Below are 17,962 nucleotides of genomic sequence, written 5' to 3' on the forward strand. Positions count from 1 at the left end.
TCACATAAAAAAAGCCTGTTCCATTACGGAAACAGGCTTTTTAGTACTACAAATTAAACGTTATAAAAAACGTAATCCGAGAATATACAATAATACAGGTAGTGCGATATAAGGCGTAAAAAACACCTGGAAATACCACCGACGAGGAACGAACCCCATACCAAAGACCATGGCACTACAGGTTGCCCAAATCATCAGAGGCGCTAACCCCGCACTAAATCCACCAATATCTTCGGCAAATTGTCGAGGCTCCCACATTAGCAACCCAGTAACGGTCAACGCCATTACTATCGCTAATAATTTAAGCGGCAACACACTCAGTGGTGCATGAATTAGCTTAACCGCACGATCTATATTACTCACTGTCTTTATCCATATTTTCAGTCGTTTCAAGCCATAATGCATTGACAATACCGAAAGAACAAGCCAGTAGAACACCGAGAATCCAAGCGAAATACCACATAGTTCGTCTACTCCTTAGTACAGTGACGTCTTGTTGTCTTCGATATATTTAGTATCAAGACGACCAAACATTTTGTAGTAACACCATGAGGTGTACGCCAAGATTACAGGTACCATAACAAATGCCACCACTGTCATAATCTGTAATGTGTATTCAGATGATGTTGAATCCCAAATAGTCAAACTTACATGTGGATCTAAGCTTGATGGCATAATGAATGGGAATGTCGCAAAACCAAACGTTAAGACCACACCAACAACAGTTAGGCTTGAGAACAAGAACGCAAAACCAGCACGGTCAGCACGTGAACATAACGCTGTTAATAATGGCATTGCTACTGCAAGTATTGGTGCAATCCATAATATAGGGTAGTTATGGTAGTTAATAAACAACGCGCCTACCTGACGAACAACTTCTTTAGTTAATGGATCTGAAGCTGCATTTGGTAATACTTGCGATGTAATCACATAACCGTTAATACCTTGAGAAACAAAGCCAGCAATAATAAATACTACTGCCATTAATACTGCAGAGATTGCTGCAACATTACGTGCACGAGCATGAATCGCATCGGTTGTTTTCAATTGTAGGAACGTTGCGCCTTGAGTGATGATCATCAGTAGACTCACGACACCACAAAGTAATGCAAACGGATTTAGTAACCCAAAGAATGATCCTTTATAGGTTGTAATCATAAATTCGTTTACTTCAAATGGTACACCTTGCATCAGGTTACCAAAAGCAACACCAAAAATGACTGGCGGTACAAAACTACCAACAAAGATAGCTTTATCCCACAAGCTACGCCATTTTGGATCAGTCAGCTTAGAACGGTAATCGAAACCTAACGGACGTAACCACAGTGAAGCCAAGGTCAAGATCATTGCTACATAAAAACCAGAGAATACGGTGGCGTAAACTAATGGCCATGCTGCAAATAATGCACCACCGGCGGTGATCAACCAAACTTGGTTACCATCCCAGTGCGGTGCAATTGAGTTAATCATTACACGACGTTCGTTATCTGTCTTACCAATAATTGGTGACAGCATACCTACGCCCATATCAAAACCATCAGTGATAGCAAAACCGATGCATAATACACCAATTAATACCCACCAGATGACTCGCAAGCTTTCATAATCAAACATTATTCTGTCTCTCCCTGCTTACACTTCAACCTGACGTGAAACCACATCTTGCGCCGTATCTTGTTGTTCAAAGTGATAACGGCCTGTCTTCAAGCTACTTGGACCTAAACGTGCAAACTTAAGCATTAAGTACACTTCGGCAATCAAGAACAAGGTGTAAAGTCCGATAATCGCGGCTAGCGAGAACCATAATTGCGATGGCTCAAGATTGGATGCAGCCATATGTACTGGTAATATTTCACCAACAGCCCATGGCTGACGACCATATTCAGCTACAAACCAACCAGCTTCAATCGCAATCCAAGGCAATGGAATACCAAACAATGCTGCTTTAAGTACCCACTTATTACCTGTGATTTTATGACGGCATGATTGCACAAATGCAGCACCAATAATGGCAAACATTAAGAAACCAGCACCAACCATGATACGGAAGCTAAAGAATAACGGCCATACACGAGGTATAGAGTCATCAACGGCTTGTTGAATTTGTTCTGGTGTCGCATCAACAACGTTCTTAGTATAAGGCTTCAATAATAAGCCATAACCTAAGTCGCCTTTTACTTCATCAAATGCAGCAATGTTAGCTGGTGTTCTTTCGCCTGCTCGTAGTTTTTCAAGCAATCCGTAAGCAACCATACCATTATGAATTCGCACTTCATGTTGTTTCTTCAGATCACGAATACCTGTTACTTGAGTATCAAGTGAACGAGTAGCAATAATACCCATTAGATATGGGATCTTAATCGCGTAATCTGTTTCCATCGTTTCTTGGTTAGGGAAACCAAACGCAGTAAATGCCGCAGGAGCAGGTTCGGTATGCCATTCAGCTTCAATCGCTGCTAGCTTAGTTTTCTGAACATCACCTAATTCATAACCAGACTCATCACCTAGAATCATTACAGAAACAATTGATGCAAGACCAAATGCCGCTGCGATTGCGAATGAACGACGAGCAAAGGCAATATCACGTCCCTTAAGCATGTAGTATGAACTTACGCCAAGGATAAACATCGCACCACATACGTAACCAGATGCAACTGTGTGAACGAATTTAACCTGAGCAACTGGGTTAAACACAACGTCCGCAAAGCTCACCATTTCCATACGCATGGTTTCAAAGTTGAAATCTGCGCCGACTGGATTTTGCATCCAACCGTTGGCAATCAGAATCCACAATGCTGAGAAGTTAGAACCTAACGCTACTAACCATGTCACTGTAAGGTGTTGACGTTTTGATAGACGGTCCCAGCCAAAAAAGAACATACCGACTAAAGTGGATTCGAGGAAAAACGCCATCAGTGCTTCGATGGCTAATGGAGCACCGAAGATATCACCAACATAGTGAGAATAGTAAGCCCAGTTTGTACCAAACTGGAATTCCATGGATAGACCAGTTGCTACACCTAGAGCAAAGTTAATAGCAAAAAGCTTACCCCAGAACTTTGTCATGTCCTTGTAGATTTGCTTGCCGGTCATTACATAAACCGACTCCATGATGGCTAGCAAGAAAGCCATACCTAGAGTCAATGGAACGAACAAAAAGTGATACATTGCTGTTAAAGCAAACTGTAACCGCGATAGTTCGACGACATCAGTTAACATTGATAACTCCTTTTTTCACCAGCTGACTGGTGCAGTACTACACAGTGTACCGATTATTGGGCTTAGCCAATCGTAGATAACAAACTGCAATATTAGTGATCTTCCTGATCGCATTTATCATGTTGATAATGGCGTCCATTCTATTGTTGCAGTTTTGTACCAAAAATATTGTTTTACTGTTATTCTACAGCTAATAAAGTCAAGGCTAATATTACAGATATCAGCATTGATCTTCAAAGCATTTATTAATAGTGTTTCCTTGATATCCATCAAGGAAAAACCTCATCAAAGCAACGAACTTCAAATCATTGATGCAAGTCAACGTTGAGTTCATTTTTGTTTAGCGAGCCGAGTTTATAAGAGTTACACCTTAATATTTAGCTATTAGGTGACATATTGTTACATAATCCATTCTTATCGTGTCACATGATGATGGTATTCAGTCAATTCGTCATCATTAATGCAAAAAATAAAAGTTACTACCAAACAATACGTTATAAACACAGATGCTTATAAGAAAAACGTTTTGAAATGCAATTAAGCTATTGATATATAAAAACAAAAGCAAAAACAAAAACAGTCATCACTGCCATTTATATTACACGACCCATAAATAGACAAAACATACCGCTTATTAAATTGATATAAGTCAATATTCATTTTTAATAAAATAGATTTTAATTTAGGAGAGATTTTTACGAGGTGGTGGTAATAAAATTAACGCTATCTTCTTTGTAAACGATAATAATTATCCTTTAAACTCTATTAAAGAGATATTGTGATCCTCAAAATAACCATTAGTTATATTTAGGAAGTTCAACCCCACACAATACATGTTAAACATAATCATTAATTGTTAATTAATATAACTATTATTTGTGGTGTTAATATGTGATCTTTTACGCAACTCAAAATATTAGCAAAAAAAGTGAGGCCTATAATGCCTCACCTTTACATTATTTTAACCTGCCGCAAGATTATTTAGTCTGGGGGATATCCAAACCGAAATGTAGGTAAGCACGATGAGTTGCAATTCTCCCACGTGGCGTTCGCTGTAAAAAACCTTGCTGAATTAAATAAGGCTCAAGTACATCTTCAATTGTATCTTTTTCTTCACCAATCGCTGCTGCAAGGTTATCTAATCCGACCGGACCTCCCATAAATTTATCAATAATAGCCATCAATAATTTACGGTCCATATAATCAAAGCCACTACTATCTACATCAAGCATATCAAGCGCTTTATTCGCGATATCAGGACAAATATGACCATTACTTTTTACTTCGGCATAGTCACGCACTCGACGTAATAATCGATTGGCAATACGAGGTGTTCCACGTGCGCGCATTGCCATTTCCATGGCACCACCCTCTTCGAGTGATAAACCTAAGTAACTAGCACTACGAGAGACGATATCTTTAAGATCATCAACTTTGTAATACTCTAACCGTTGCGTAATACCAAAACGATCTCGCAACGGTGAAGTTAATGACCCAGCACGTGTTGTTGCACCAATTAAAGTGAAAGGTGGTAAATCAATTTTAATCGAACGCGCAGCAGGTCCTTCACCAATCATAATATCTAATTGGTAATCTTCCATTGCTGGGTAAAGAATCTCTTCAACCTGCGGACTTAAACGATGTATTTCATCAATAAATAATACATCGTTCTCTTCGAGGTTGGTCAATAGCGCTGCTAAGTCTCCCGCTTTTTCAAGCACAGGTCCTGAAGTAGTACGAATACTCACTCCCATTTCATTAGCAACAATGTTGGCTAAAGTAGTTTTACCTAAACCAGGGGGGCCAAAGATCAACAGGTGATCTAAAGCTTCATTTCGCAATCTCGCCGCTTGAATAAAGATTTCCATTTGATCACGGACGTGATCTTGGCCTTGATAATCATTCAGTAACTTCGGACGAATAGCACGATCAATAATATCATCTTCGCGAGGTGTCTCGAAATTACTAGAAACCAGTCTATCGGCTTCAATCATAATAAATACCTATTATAGGATGTGCTATTACACCATTGAACGCAGTGCATCACGAATAATCGCTTCGCTGGTCATGTCAGGTTGAGTAACTTGTGATACAACTTTAGCAGCTACTTGTGGTTTGTATCCTAAAGCCACTAAAGCACTAACCGCTTCATCTTCTGCTCGAGCTTGAGTCGCTGGATGTTGAATTGCCGCATTAGAAGCTGCAGTATCTAGTGCCGCAGTAAATAAATCACCTTCACCCCAACCTTTAAGACGATCTTTCATCTCAACCACTAGTCGTTCTGCTGTTTTCTTACCAACTCCGGGGATTTTAACCAATGTAGTAACATCTTCTAATTCTACGCTACGTACAAATTGGCTTGCTGTCATTGCAGATAAAATAGCTAAGCCTAATTTTGGCCCGACGCCATTAGCTTTAATGACCTCACGGAACAATTCACGCTCACTTTTTTTATTAAAGCCATACAATAATTGTGCATCTTCACGCACCACAAAGTGAGTAAAAATAATAGCTTCTTGGCCTAACTCAGGTAACTCATAGAAACAACTCATTGGCATAGATACTTCATAGCCAATACCGCCCACTTCAAGTAGTACTTCTGGTGGCTGTTTTTCAATCACAATTCCGCGTAGTCGGCCAATCACAACATCATCTCTATAATAGAAAGTAAATTGGCACTAGAATAGTAAACTACTGGATCAATATCCAGCCCTTTATCTGTAATCGCGATCAAACAGCCACAGAATATCCACTATCGGTCATGTAATAAAATTCCATCCATAAAAAAAGCAGCTATAGCTGCTTTTATATAACCATAATTACTATCATCGAGCAGTTAACGGTAACGACCACGACGAGCGCTGGTCGCTTTTCCTGCCATTGCAATTAGGGTTTTATGAGTATGAGCGTGACATATAGCAATCGCTAAAGCATCGGCAGCATCGGCTTGTGGTTTACCTTCAAGCTTTAGCACTGAACACACCATATGTTGCACTTGAACTTTATCTGCACCACCGTTCCCTACTACAGCTTGCTTAATTAACCGCGCGGCGTATTCACTCACGGGCAAATCGGCATTAACAGCTGCAACAATGGCACAACCACGTGCCTGTCCAAGCTTAATCGCAGAGCTAGCATTTTTCCCCATAAACACTTCCTCAATCGCAAAACAGTCGGGTTGAAATTGAGTAATAACCTCAGAAACCCCTGCATAAATCTGTTTTAATCGACCAGGAATATCAGGGCATGATGTACGAATACATCCACTGCCTAAATATTCAAGTTTCCGTCCTACTTGACGAATAACACCATAACCCGTGATCCTTGACCCTGGGTCAATACCTAAAATAATTGACATTTATATTCCGAAGCAAACACTTATTCGAGTGCTGCTGCTACTTCATCAGACATATCACCATTATGATAAACTTCTTGAACATCATCCAGATCTTCTAATGCATCAATTAAACGTAGTAGCTTAGGGGCGGTTGTTATATCCAGTTCAGCTTTGGTTGACGGCACTAACGTTACTTCAGCATTTTCGGCGACAAAACCAGCTCGATCTAAGGCATCTTTTACCGCACCAAAATAAGCAGGCGTAGTATAAACATCGATAGAACTGTCATCATTAGTCGCAACATCATCGGCACCACTATCTAATGCAACATCTATCATCGAATCTTCATCTGTACCCGCAGCATAAGAAATAACACCTTTCTTTTCAAAAAGATAACTAACACTACCATCAGTACCTAAATTACCACCCGCTTTAGAAAAAGCATGACGAACACCAGAAACAGTACGATTACGGTTATCAGTCATGCACTCTACCATCACCGCAGTCCCTGCCGGCCCATAGCCTTCATAAATAACCGTTTCGACCCCTTCATCCCCCTCTCCACCAGCACCACGACTTGCAGCTCGATTAATGGTGTCACGGGTCATATTATTTGATAATGCTTTATCTATTGCTGCACGTAGACGAGGGTTATTTTCGGCTTCAGCTCCTCCTTCTTTGGCCGCAACCGTAATTTCACGAATTAATTTAGTAAAAATCTTACCGCGTTTAGCATCTTGTGCCGCTTTACGGTGCTTAATATTAGCAAATTTACTGTGACCAGCCATCTCGATCTCCTACTGTCATTATTTTTAGTCCTCTAAAAACATAAACTAAATAAATCATGAAAGCGAACAAAAGACTTTTACCAAAGCGATGCTAAATCATCTTAATAGCTATAAAAAAAGCCAATCCCTGTATTAGGTGATTGGCTCATGAAAGACTGAAAATTTATCCTATTTAGGCTAAATGACAGTTAAACAGGATAAGATTACTCTTGATCTTGTTCTTTTTTCTTAGCAATGTTAACCGCAATAGAAAGCTCTTCTAGTGACGCTGGGTTTGCTAGGCTTGGCGCATCCGTTAATAGACATGCCGCTGCTGTTGTTTTAGGGAATGCAATAACATCACGAATGTTATCAGTACCACAAAGAAGCATTACCAAACGGTCCAGACCAAACGCAAGGCCTGCGTGTGGTGGTGTACCAAACTGCAGTGCGTCTAGTAAGAAACCAAACTTCAGACGTTGCTCTTCAGTAGAGATACCTAGAATATCAAACACTGTCGATTGCATTGCTGAGTTGTGAATACGAACTGAACCGCCACCAACTTCGTAGCCATTGATAACCATATCGTACGCATTCGATAATGCATCAGCAGGATTAGCCGCTAATTCTTCTGGCGTTAGGTTTAATGGTGAAGTGAATGGGTGGTGCATTGCAGACAATGAACCATCTTCATTTTCTTCAAACATTGGGAAATCAACAACCCAAAGTGGTTTCCATGCAGACTTATCAGTTAGCTCTAGATCTTCACCTAATTTAAGACGAAGTGCACCCATCGCTTCTGTAACAACACGCTTGCTATCAGCACCAAATAGAATGATATCGCCAGATTCTGCTTGAGTACGCTCAAGTAAGTTCTCAACAACTTCTTCGTTTAAGAACTTAGCCACTGGAGATTGAACACCTTCAAAACCCGCTGCGCGATCGTTAACTTTCATCCACGCTAAGCCTTTAGCACCATAAATACCGACAAACTTAGTGTACTCATCGATTTGTTTACGGCTTAGAGATGCACCGCCAGGTACACGGATCACAGCAACGCGACCTTTAGGATCATTTGCTGGTGCTGAGAATACTTGGAATTCAACATCTTTAAGAATATCTGCAACATCTACTAACTCTAGTGGGTTACGTAGATCTGGCTTATCAGAACCAAAACGACGGGCAGCTTCTTCAAATGACATTACAGGGAATGCGCCAAGATCTACATTTAGTAGCTCTTTCCACATTTCTGTGATCATTTTTTCAGTTGTTGCACGTACTTGATCAGCTGACATGAATGATGTTTCGATATCGATTTGAGTAAATTCAGGCTGACGATCAGCACGTAAATCTTCATCACGGAAACATTTAACGATTTGGTAGTAACGATCAAAACCAGACATCATTAGCAGCTGCTTAAATAGCTGTGGTGATTGTGGTAATGCGTAGAATTTACCTTTATGTACACGACTTGGTACTAAGTAGTCACGCGCACCTTCTGGTGTTGCTTTAGTTAGTACTGGTGTTTCGATATCAAGGAATGCATTGTCGTCAAGGAAACGACGCACAAAGCTTGATGCTTTAGCACGTAGCTTAATGCGATCGCTCATTTCTGGACGACGAAGATCTAAATAACGGTATTTTAGGCGTTGTTCTTCTGAGTTCTTTTGGTTGAAATCAAGTGGTAACGCTTCTGAACGGTTAATAATTTCAAGGCCAGTTGCATAAATTTCAACTTCACCCGTTGCCATGTCTTTATTGCATTGGCTTTCAGGACGCTCACGCACTTCACCCGTTAGACGAATACAAAACTCGTTACGTAATTGGTTTGCTAGTGTGAAGATCTCTGTCATATCAGGATCAATAACAACCTGAACTACACCTTCGCGATCACGCATATCAATAAAGATAAGACCGCCCAAATCACGGCGACGGTTTACCCAACCGCATAAATCTACTGTTTGTCCTGCAAGGGACTTATTTAGGTGTCCACAATAATGGGTGCGCATAAGAAATTCCCAATCTATATATTTACTTAGCATGTTTGTACTCAGGTCACAGTTCACTGTTAACAAAGCACAACTGGTTCAATCCCGACCGCTTGCTGTCTAATTTACGCATAAAATTGGATAGCAAGCCGGCCAAGAGGCAAAAATAACGAGCTATTATACCCAAACAGCCTCAGTTTGCGAAGTTAACCGCACGTTTATTCGTACTATCAGCAACCAATCAAAACAGATCATTACTGAAATTATTTCTAATTGCGGCAATTTAAGCATTTTAAATACAAATACGATAAAGTAATCATGAATTAACGGTTATCACCATGAGGCTTTGCATGTCATTAACTACAGCTAGAATGTCACCACTTCGATTAGGGCTCACCCAGTGGTCGCATAATCACTGGATCAATAGCCTTTATGATAAAGGCTGTAAAAGTGGCGATCGCTTAGCACGTTATGCTGAGGTATTTAATACGGTAGAAGGGAATACTACATTTTATGCCACACCAAGTATGACAACTGTACAAAAGTGGCATGATGCAACTCCTGACCATTTTCGTTTTACTTTTAAGTTGCCACAAACCATCACTCATCAGCAGCAATTACGGCATTGCGATCAAGCTGTGGCAGATTTTTTAAGTACGATGCAAGTATTAGAGCCAAAAACAGGGATTTGGAAAATTCAGTTACCGGCTCAATTTGGTCCTGACGCTTTGCCAATATTGGCACAATTTTTAGCCAAATTTCCAGCTCATCTAACAACTGGGGTTGAAGTTAGACATCCGGCTTTTTTTGCTAAAGGTCCAGAAGAACAAGCCCTAAATCGATTATTAATCAAACACCGCAGCAATCGTATTATTATGGATAGTCGGCCTGTCTTTTCTGCCGCTCCAATTACACCTGCGGTTATTGATGCCCATCGTAAAAAACCGCAGATTCCAGTGCATGCTATCGCCACAGCCAATAACCCAGTGATCCGTTTCATTGGTCATCCGAATGACAACTGCAATGATCCATTTTTTAAAAATTGGTTGCAACGGCTACCGCTGTGGATAGCCGAAGGTAAACAACCGTATTTATTTATTCATTCACCTGATAATAATCATGCGCCAGAATCGGCGGTACGTTTATATAAAAGCTTACAACACCAAATGGCATCAATCATTGCTCTGCCTAATGTTGAATTACCATTACATCAACAGCAGGATCAGCAAATTAAACTTCTATAATCACAGTCTAACGCGAGCTATCAGTGTGGCTCAACAATATTATATTTATTGAAAATTTTTGCGCTGATACTCGCTACCACTCGGTTTAGTTCCGGTAATGTTTTAAGCTTTGAATTAGCAATAAATATTCCGATAAACAATGGTTGTTGATGTTCATTCCACACCATTGCCGTCAGAGTTCGTGATCCATTGACGCCACCACCACTACGGTCAGCGATTTTCCATCCCCTCGGTAGCACTGCTCGTGCCAAATCATCAGATACCATATTATTGGTCATCCATAATTGTAATTGGGCTTTATTTTCACTATCTAATACATTTCCTGTTAATAATTTTTTAATGGTATTCATCATAGCAATTGGCGTGGTCGTATCATTTAGCGCCCCTTTTTCAACATAGTTTAACTTAGGTTCAAAATGATCAAGTCGCGTTTTTTTATCACCAATCGTTCGCAAAAATTCGGTCAACCCTTGTGGCCCACCAATCTGCTCCAATACTAAATTAGCTGCATAATTATCACTCATAAACATTGCAGCCCCACAAACACTTTGCAGTGACATTTGACCACCAACAAAATTTTGGGTAATGGGATTCCAATTAATAAGACCAGCTTTGGTTACCTTGATTTTATTGGTCAAACTTAGCTTATGTTGTTGCACATCATATAACACATTAGCGCAAGCCAACGTTTTAAAGGCACTCATCATTGGAAAATGGTTCGAGCCATTAAAGTTCCACTGACTATGCTGTTGAGTATCAATAATCGCTACCCCAATTTGTCCTTGAATCTGTTGTTCTGTATGACGTAAATACTGTTCAAGATCGGTTGCTGATGCCGTATAAGAAAACAATGCCAACAAGCTACATACCAAATATTTTTTCACTGTTCTTGTCCATAAAAAGATGAGTAAAGGATTTTAAGAGGTCATCCAAACACTCACAACATACCATTTCTAACCAGAGACCAAAGATTTTCTTGGGCTAAAATAATGATACCGTCGCCAGATTAATATTCGTAAATAACATGTAGCACGATAAAATACCCAGCTTTAATTGGCGAATAAGAACTCCATGAACTTAAATCAACTTCCGCTCAATTCACTACGGGCTTTTTTTGCAGCCGCAAAACACCAAAACTTTACCAAAGCTGCTCAGGAATTGTGCGTAACCCAAACAGCAGTGAGCCAGCAAGTTAAAGGATTAGAATCGAAATTGGGCATCACACTGTTCAACCGCATGCCAAGAGGAATAAGTCTAACCATGGAGGGCGTTCGATTATTTCCCGTCGTTGAAAAAGTATTTTCTGACCTTAGCCTCAATCTTGATAATTTAAAATTAGGTGCAGATCGAGAACTCATTAATATTGGTGTCGTCGGCACATTTGCGATCAATTGGTTATTACCAAAACTACGTGATTTTTATCAATCACATCCACATATTGAACTGAGAATTTCAACGAATAATAATATTGCAGATACATTTGCCGAAGGACTCGATTACACCATTCGTTTTGGACGTGGTAATTGGCACTGTACCGTTGCTGAGCATTTATTTGATACCCCCTTTAGCGCTCTTTGCAATAAAACGATTGCCTCATACTTACATGCGCCACAAGATATCTTACAACACACATTATTGCGCTCTTACGATATTAACGAATGGAGTTTATGGTTTAATCAAGCGCAAGAAATGGCCCATTGTTCACACACTGCAAGTATTACTTTTGATTCAACCGCGCTGATGATGGAAGCAGCAATAAATGGACATGGTATTGCACTAGCGTCACCGTTTATGTTCCAAGAAAAAATAGCACAAGGACAAATAGTGCAACCCTTCGATATTTACCTTAATAAAGGCGGATATTGGCTTACTCGATTAGATATAAAAAAACAAACCCCTGCTCAAATAGCATTTAAATCTTGGTTATTAAAACAAGCACACCAACTCAATAACGAATGATTGAATCACAACATAGTCATGACTCAACATTCATTTTACTTATCAAGCACGATGAAGTATCAATCCTAACTAACAGTGCATTTCAACAATTATTAAAGACAAATGATGCTATTTTCTCTACAATACGCGACCTTTCAAAGGTGATGGATCACCTGATGGTTGCTCTTTACTGCAAGACACCATCACAGTACCAGTAGGATCCCTATTTTTTATATATGATGAGGTTCGTGAGAATGGCAAGCCACGACAATATTTTTGCTACGCCAATTGCAAAGCTAGGTGACTTTACGTTTGATGAACGTGTTGCTGAAGTTTTTCCAGATATGATTCAACGCTCGGTGCCGGGTTATAGCAATATCATCTCTGCTATTGGTATGCTCGCTGAACGTTTTGCCAAACCACACTCAAAAGTGTTTGATCTTGGCTGTTCACTTGGCGCTGCCACTTTATCGATGCGTCGTCATATTCATCAAGAAGGCTGTGAAATTATCGCCATTGATAATTCAGCAGCTATGGTTGAACGCTGCCGCTTATTGGTTAATGCTTACCGTTCTGAAACACCTGTCCAAGTGATTGAAGCCGATATTCGTCATGTCGATATCCATGATGCATCAGTGGTTGTGCTCAATTTTACGCTCCAATTTCTTGCTCCCGCAGACCGTCAAACATTATTAGAAAAAATTTATGCCGGTTTACGTCCGGGGGGAATATTAATTCTCTCTGAAAAATACATTTTTGATGATGAACGAGCCAATGAACTGCTGATCGATCTTCATCACGACTTTAAACGAGCAAATGGTTATAGCGAATTAGAAATCAGTCAAAAACGTAGCGCAATTGAAAATGTGATGCGTCCAGACAGCATTGAAACCCACAAACAACGTTTCAATGATATTGGTTTTTCTAGCTCTGAAGTGTGGTTCCAATGCTTCAACTTTGGCTCAATGTTTGCGATTAAATAAGGTTTACAGTTCCAATATGTTTAGTTTTTCTGCTTTTTATCAGCTTCTCGCTCAACATGAAACGTTGCGTCCATGGTTAAATACGCTGCCACAACAATTAAGTGATTGGGAACAGCAAGAACATGGCGACATGGCTCGTTGGGTACGTGCACTACAAAAATTCCCTACCAACAAGCCAGATATTATTGATCTCAAAAATGAAGTCAGTGTTCGTAATGAAGTACCGATTACCGATGGTGAAAAAAAACGTTTAGAAAGTCTATTACGTTTACTTCATCCTTGGCGTAAAGGCCCATTCACTATGCACGATATTCATATCGATACTGAATGGCGCTCTGATTGGAAATGGGATCGCGTTCTACCTCACATTACACCACTAAAAGGTCGTAGTGTATTAGATGTGGGTTGTGGTAATGGCTACCACATGTGGCGCATGCTTGGCGAAGGTGCCAAGTTAACTGTCGGTATTGATCCATCGAGTCTATTCTTAATTCAGTTTGAAGCTATTAAGCGTTTAATGGGGCAAGACGAACGCGCATACTTACTTCCTCTAGGCATTGAGCAGCTACCTGAGTTAAAAGCTTTTGATACTGTATTCAGTATGGGAGTTCTATATCACCGCCGTTCACCATTAGATCATATCCTGCAATTAAAAAATCAATTGCGTGCCGGTGGTGAAGTTATTTTAGAAACATTAGTCATTGATGGCGATGAAAATACCGTGTTGGTACCCACCCATCGTTATGCACAAATGCACAATGTCTATTTTTTCCCTTCCGCTAAAGCATTAAAAGTGTGGATGGAGAAATGTGGCTTTGTTGACGTTCGTATTGTTGATGAGAATATCACTACTACAGATGAACAAAGATCAACAGACTGGATGACAAATAATTCCCTCCCAGAATATTTAGACCAAGAAAATAGTTCAAAAACTATAGAAGGATATCCAGCCCCAAGACGGGCAATCTTAGTGGGTAGGAATCCTGACTAACGACTGACAAAGGGATGCTGTGCGCATCCCTTTTTTGATGTAAACTAATGTTGTTATTATATAAAACAGACGCACATAGGAGATATGATGCTTCGTCTTAGCGTATCAGTAATTGCACTAGCGATACTTTCAGGATGTACCTCAAATGCAACGCTAGAGAAAAATCACCAACAAACTTTAGCAGCTATCAATAATGTTGAAACTCACATTGACACTAAAATCAATAATGTTTCTACGCACGTTGCAAATCAGCAACAATATATAGGCCAACTTGAAAGAAAATTAGCATCTATCTCAAAAGATATAAAATTTCTTAAGCATAAGAGTCTAACTCAGCCTAAAGTAATTGTTGAAAAGCAAATTGTTCGTGTTCCTATTGAGCAACCTGTAACTGACTCTAAAACCGCGAATGGTAAAGCCATTTTAGGTCAAGAAGAGTGGGTATGGATTGACTCAGTTAAGAGCCATTTTAAAGCGCGTGTTGATACCGGTGCGACTACATCATCACTCAATGCGATTGATGTACAAACATTTGAGCGTGATGGTAAAGAATGGGTTCGTTTTAATTTAAGTCATGACTCTGCAATGGACACACCTGAAGAAATTGCAGCGAATAGCAAAGCAAAACCAGAAACTATTGAAGCGCCTATTTTCCGCTGGGTACGTATTCGTCAGTCAACATCTGAAGAAGCGGTTCGCCGACCTGTTATCGAAGCTTGGATCACCTTAGGTAATCTACACGAAAAAGCGCAATTTACTCTCGCAGACAGAACGAAAATGGATTTCCCTATTTTACTTGGACGTGAATTCTTTAAAGATATTGCGCTGGTTGATGTAGGTAAACAATTTGTTCAGGGAAAGACTGAGCCCAAACCAGTCCAAGTTAACAAATAAATGATGAGGATGTCATGACGTCTAGAATACCCTTTTATATTCTTATATCACTGCTAATTATTTCAGGTATAGGATTAAGCATGTACCGCCATGATGTTTATGGCGTACCATGGACCCCAGGCAAAGAGCGGGCAGTATGGGAAGTTGAAGCACGAGTACAATTTGATGCTATTGGCGATCCTGTACAAGTAAAAATGTCAGCTCCAGGTACGCAACAGGGCTTTACTCTTATCGATGAAAGTACTTCATCCCCCCCTAATTATTCTGTTGTGATCCACAATACTAAAGATGGTCGTCAGGCCGATTGGGCTACTCGTACCGCAATTGGTAAACAAGTGTTGTATTACAAAACACAATTACTGGTTGATGACCAAGCTGAATATAAGCCGATACCACCAAAAGGTAACGTTGCTGAGGTCAGTTTAAGTAACCCACAACAAACAGCGGCAACAGCATTATTAACTCAAGCTCGTAACTTATCAGCAGATGATGTCACATTAGCACGTGAGTTAATTCGTGAATTACATGATAAGCAGAATCAAAATGCTGCAGTACTGCTTGATACAATGTCACCAGCAGACGTAGTGACAAGCTTACTTTCACTTGAAAATATTCACTCTCGTATTGTCAGTGGGTTAACGCTTGAAGATGGCCGTCGTCGTCAAAGTGTTTCACCTATGGTTGAAGTGTGGGATAAACAACATAAAAATTGGCAGCTGTTTAATCTGACTACTGGTGAGCAAGGCAAACCAGAAAATGTGATGATTTGGAATCAACAAGGTAATGCCCTACTTGATGTTGTTGGTGGTCGCAACTCAAACATCAGTTTCTCTATTATTGCGCAAGACATCACGCCACAACGTGCAACCCAAGAAAAGATTAAAGCAGAAGATCTACTGAACTTCTCAATCCATAGCTTACCACTTGAAGAACAGGCGATGTTTAAAACCATCATGCTGGTCCCTATTGGTGCGCTAATTGTGGTGTTCTTACGTGTGATCATCGGTTTAAAAACCTCTGGTACTTTCATGCCAGTATTGATCGCAGTAGCGTTTGTCCAAACCCAATTACTCACAGGTATTGTTGGTTTCTTACTAATAGTCGGTACAGGTTTGATTATTCGAAGTTATCTATCAAAACTCAACCTGCTCTTAGTTGCCCGAATATCCGCGGTCATAATAACCGTTATATTGATTATTTCGATATTCACTGTAGTGGCGTTTAAGATTGGTCTGATTGAAGGTCTAACAATTACCTTCTTCCCAATGATCATTTTGTCATGGACTATCGAGCGGATGTCGATTCTATGGGAAGAGGAAGGTGCAAAAGAAGTGTTTATTCAAGGTGGTGGTTCACTGTTAACATCAGTGTTAATTTACCTTGCAATGACGACACCAATCGTACGTCACCTAACGTTTAACTTTATTGGTGTACAGTTCCTGATTCTAGCAGCGATCTTAATATTAGGTAACTACACCGGTTATCGCCTAAGTGAATTACGTCGCTTTAAGCCGCTCGCTGAGGACTAAACTATGTCATTATTTTCACAGTTTACTTCACCACAAAAACTGCGTGAACGTGGCATCATGGGCATGAATAAACGTAACCATAGCTACATTGGACGTTATAATGATCGTAGCCGTTATCCTCTTGTGGACGATAAACTAAAAACGAAGTTTATTGCCCAACAAGCAGGAGCAACTGTACCCGATTTGATTGGCGTTATTGATAGCCAAGCTACCGTTAAACATATTCATCATATGGTTAAGGATTGGCCGGGATTTGTAATAAAACCCGCACAAGGTTCAGGTGGTAAAGGTATTTTGGTGATTGTTAAGCACAAAGATGGAATCTATGTCAAACCATCAGGTGCAGAAATCAATCAACAAGATGTTGAGCGCCATATTACCAATACTCTGGCGGGATTATTCTCGCTAGGGGGTAAAAATGATGTTGCCATGGTCGAAAACCTAATTCAGTTTGATAATGTGTTTGATGGTTTCAGTTATGAAGGTGTGCCCGATGTACGTGTTATCGTATTTAAGGGTTACCCTGTTATGGCAATGATGCGTTGTTCAACATCGGCTTCTGATGGTAAAGCCAACTTGCACCAAGGAGCTGTTGGTGTTGGTATCGACATTGCGTCAGGTAAAGCCATTCGAGCGGTCCAATTTAACCAACCGATCGAGCGCCACCCTGATACCGATCGTCTATTAAGTGAGCTCAAAGTACCTGAGTGGAACAAACTGTTAGTACTGGCGTCAAGTGCGTGGGAAATGACTGGTTTGGGCTATATGGGTACAGATATGGTATTGGATAAAACCAAAGGTCCAATGGTATTAGAGCTTAATGCTCGCCCAGGGTTAGCAATTCAAATAGCTAACGGTACTGGTTTATTACCTCGCTTACGTCATATTGAAGCAATGGGTGTTACAGCACATACACCAACACCAGAAGAACGGGTTGCCTATTGTGCGCATCAGTTTGGCGCTAAGTCTGAGTTTTAACCTGTAATTACGTTGCCCAAAATACAAGCCCTGACATCTTCAGGGCTTTTTATTATTTAAAATAAATCATTAAAGTTACCTATACTATGGCCGA

General features: G+C 40.2%; 17 protein-coding genes. 7 read left to right on the forward strand and 10 right to left on the reverse strand.

Translation table 11 applies throughout. The features are described 5' to 3' along the window. Positions 1–60: 60 nt before the first annotated feature. From PPBDW_RS10700 to aspS, 9 genes are all read right to left on the reverse strand, one after another. Positions 61–363 carry a cyd operon YbgE family protein gene (locus PPBDW_RS10700; protein ID WP_036795408.1) on the reverse strand — a complete coding sequence of 101 codons (303 nt, stop codon included), beginning with the start codon at positions 361–363 and terminating at the stop codon, positions 61–63. Beyond that, a complete protein-coding gene (cydX, locus tag PPBDW_RS10705) occupies positions 356–463 on the reverse strand; it encodes a cytochrome bd-I oxidase subunit CydX (protein WP_036795409.1) in 108 nt (35 codons plus the stop codon). Before cydX ends, PPBDW_RS10700 begins: the two co-directional genes overlap by 8 nt. A gap of 14 nt (positions 464–477) precedes the next feature. After that, a complete protein-coding gene (gene cydB, locus PPBDW_RS10710) occupies positions 478–1,614 on the reverse strand; it encodes a cytochrome d ubiquinol oxidase subunit II (RefSeq protein ID WP_036795410.1) in 1,137 nt (378 codons plus the stop codon). Between the two features lie 18 nt (positions 1,615–1,632). Then, a complete protein-coding gene (gene cydA / locus PPBDW_RS10715; protein WP_036795411.1) occupies positions 1,633–3,219 on the reverse strand; it encodes a cytochrome ubiquinol oxidase subunit I in 1,587 nt (528 codons plus the stop codon). A gap of 977 nt (positions 3,220–4,196) precedes the next feature. Next, entirely contained in the window at positions 4,197–5,213 is a 1,017-nt protein-coding gene (gene ruvB / locus PPBDW_RS10720) for a Holliday junction branch migration DNA helicase RuvB (protein WP_036795413.1), read from the reverse strand. A gap of 27 nt (positions 5,214–5,240) precedes the next feature. Beyond that, the gene (gene ruvA / locus PPBDW_RS10725) at positions 5,241–5,864 is read right to left on the reverse strand and encodes a Holliday junction branch migration protein RuvA (RefSeq protein WP_036795415.1); all 624 of its coding nucleotides are present in this window, start codon (positions 5,862–5,864) and stop codon (positions 5,241–5,243) included. A 191-nt stretch (positions 5,865–6,055) separates the two neighbouring features. Beyond that, positions 6,056–6,577, reverse strand: coding sequence for a crossover junction endodeoxyribonuclease RuvC (gene ruvC / locus PPBDW_RS10730; protein WP_036795417.1), 522 nt, complete (start codon positions 6,575–6,577; stop codon positions 6,056–6,058). A gap of 20 nt (positions 6,578–6,597) precedes the next feature. Next, positions 6,598–7,344 (reverse strand): YebC/PmpR family DNA-binding transcriptional regulator, encoded by a 747-nt coding sequence (locus tag PPBDW_RS10735; protein ID WP_036795419.1) that lies wholly within the window; start codon positions 7,342–7,344, stop codon positions 6,598–6,600. Between the two features lie 203 nt (positions 7,345–7,547). After that, positions 7,548–9,332 (reverse strand): aspartate--tRNA ligase, encoded by a 1,785-nt coding sequence (aspS, locus tag PPBDW_RS10740; RefSeq protein WP_036795421.1) that lies wholly within the window; start codon positions 9,330–9,332, stop codon positions 7,548–7,550. A gap of 329 nt (positions 9,333–9,661) precedes the next feature. Here aspS and PPBDW_RS10745 point away from each other — a divergent pair, with 329 nt between their 5' ends. Then, positions 9,662–10,555 (forward strand): DUF72 domain-containing protein, encoded by an 894-nt coding sequence (locus PPBDW_RS10745; RefSeq protein WP_036795422.1) that lies wholly within the window; start codon positions 9,662–9,664, stop codon positions 10,553–10,555. A gap of 20 nt (positions 10,556–10,575) precedes the next feature. Here PPBDW_RS10745 and bla read toward each other — a convergent pair whose 3' ends face one another. After that, positions 10,576–11,439 (reverse strand): class A beta-lactamase, encoded by an 864-nt coding sequence (gene bla / locus PPBDW_RS10750; RefSeq protein ID WP_036795425.1) that lies wholly within the window; start codon positions 11,437–11,439, stop codon positions 10,576–10,578. A gap of 187 nt (positions 11,440–11,626) precedes the next feature. Between bla and PPBDW_RS10755 the strand changes: the two genes are divergently transcribed. The 6 genes from PPBDW_RS10755 to PPBDW_RS10780 all read left to right on the forward strand — a co-directional run bounded on the left by PPBDW_RS10755 (position 11,627) and on the right by PPBDW_RS10780 (position 17,868). Continuing rightward, complete coding sequence (locus tag PPBDW_RS10755) at positions 11,627–12,514, forward strand: LysR family transcriptional regulator (RefSeq protein WP_036795426.1); 888 nt, start codon at positions 11,627–11,629, stop codon at positions 12,512–12,514. Between the two features lie 233 nt (positions 12,515–12,747). Continuing rightward, a complete protein-coding gene (gene cmoA, locus PPBDW_RS10760; RefSeq protein WP_036795427.1) occupies positions 12,748–13,476 on the forward strand; it encodes a carboxy-S-adenosyl-L-methionine synthase CmoA in 729 nt (242 codons plus the stop codon). 16 nt (positions 13,477–13,492) lie between these two features. Continuing rightward, positions 13,493–14,467: a tRNA 5-methoxyuridine(34)/uridine 5-oxyacetic acid(34) synthase CmoB gene (gene cmoB, locus PPBDW_RS10765; RefSeq protein WP_036795428.1), complete on the forward strand. Its 975-nt coding sequence runs from the start codon at positions 13,493–13,495 to the stop codon at positions 14,465–14,467. An 87-nt stretch (positions 14,468–14,554) separates the two neighbouring features. Continuing rightward, positions 14,555–15,361 (forward strand): ATP-dependent zinc protease family protein, encoded by an 807-nt coding sequence (locus tag PPBDW_RS10770; protein ID WP_036795429.1) that lies wholly within the window; start codon positions 14,555–14,557, stop codon positions 15,359–15,361. Between the two features lie 14 nt (positions 15,362–15,375). Then, positions 15,376–16,890 carry an inactive transglutaminase family protein gene (locus PPBDW_RS10775; RefSeq protein ID WP_036795431.1) on the forward strand — a complete coding sequence of 505 codons (1,515 nt, stop codon included), beginning with the start codon at positions 15,376–15,378 and terminating at the stop codon, positions 16,888–16,890. 3 nt (positions 16,891–16,893) lie between these two features. Further along, a complete protein-coding gene (locus PPBDW_RS10780) occupies positions 16,894–17,868 on the forward strand; it encodes an alpha-L-glutamate ligase-like protein (protein WP_036795433.1) in 975 nt (324 codons plus the stop codon). Positions 17,869–17,962: the final 94 nt, after the last annotated feature.

It is taken from the genome of Photobacterium kishitanii (assembly GCF_000613045.3).
Taxonomy (GTDB): domain Bacteria; phylum Pseudomonadota; class Gammaproteobacteria; order Enterobacterales; family Vibrionaceae; genus Photobacterium; species Photobacterium kishitanii.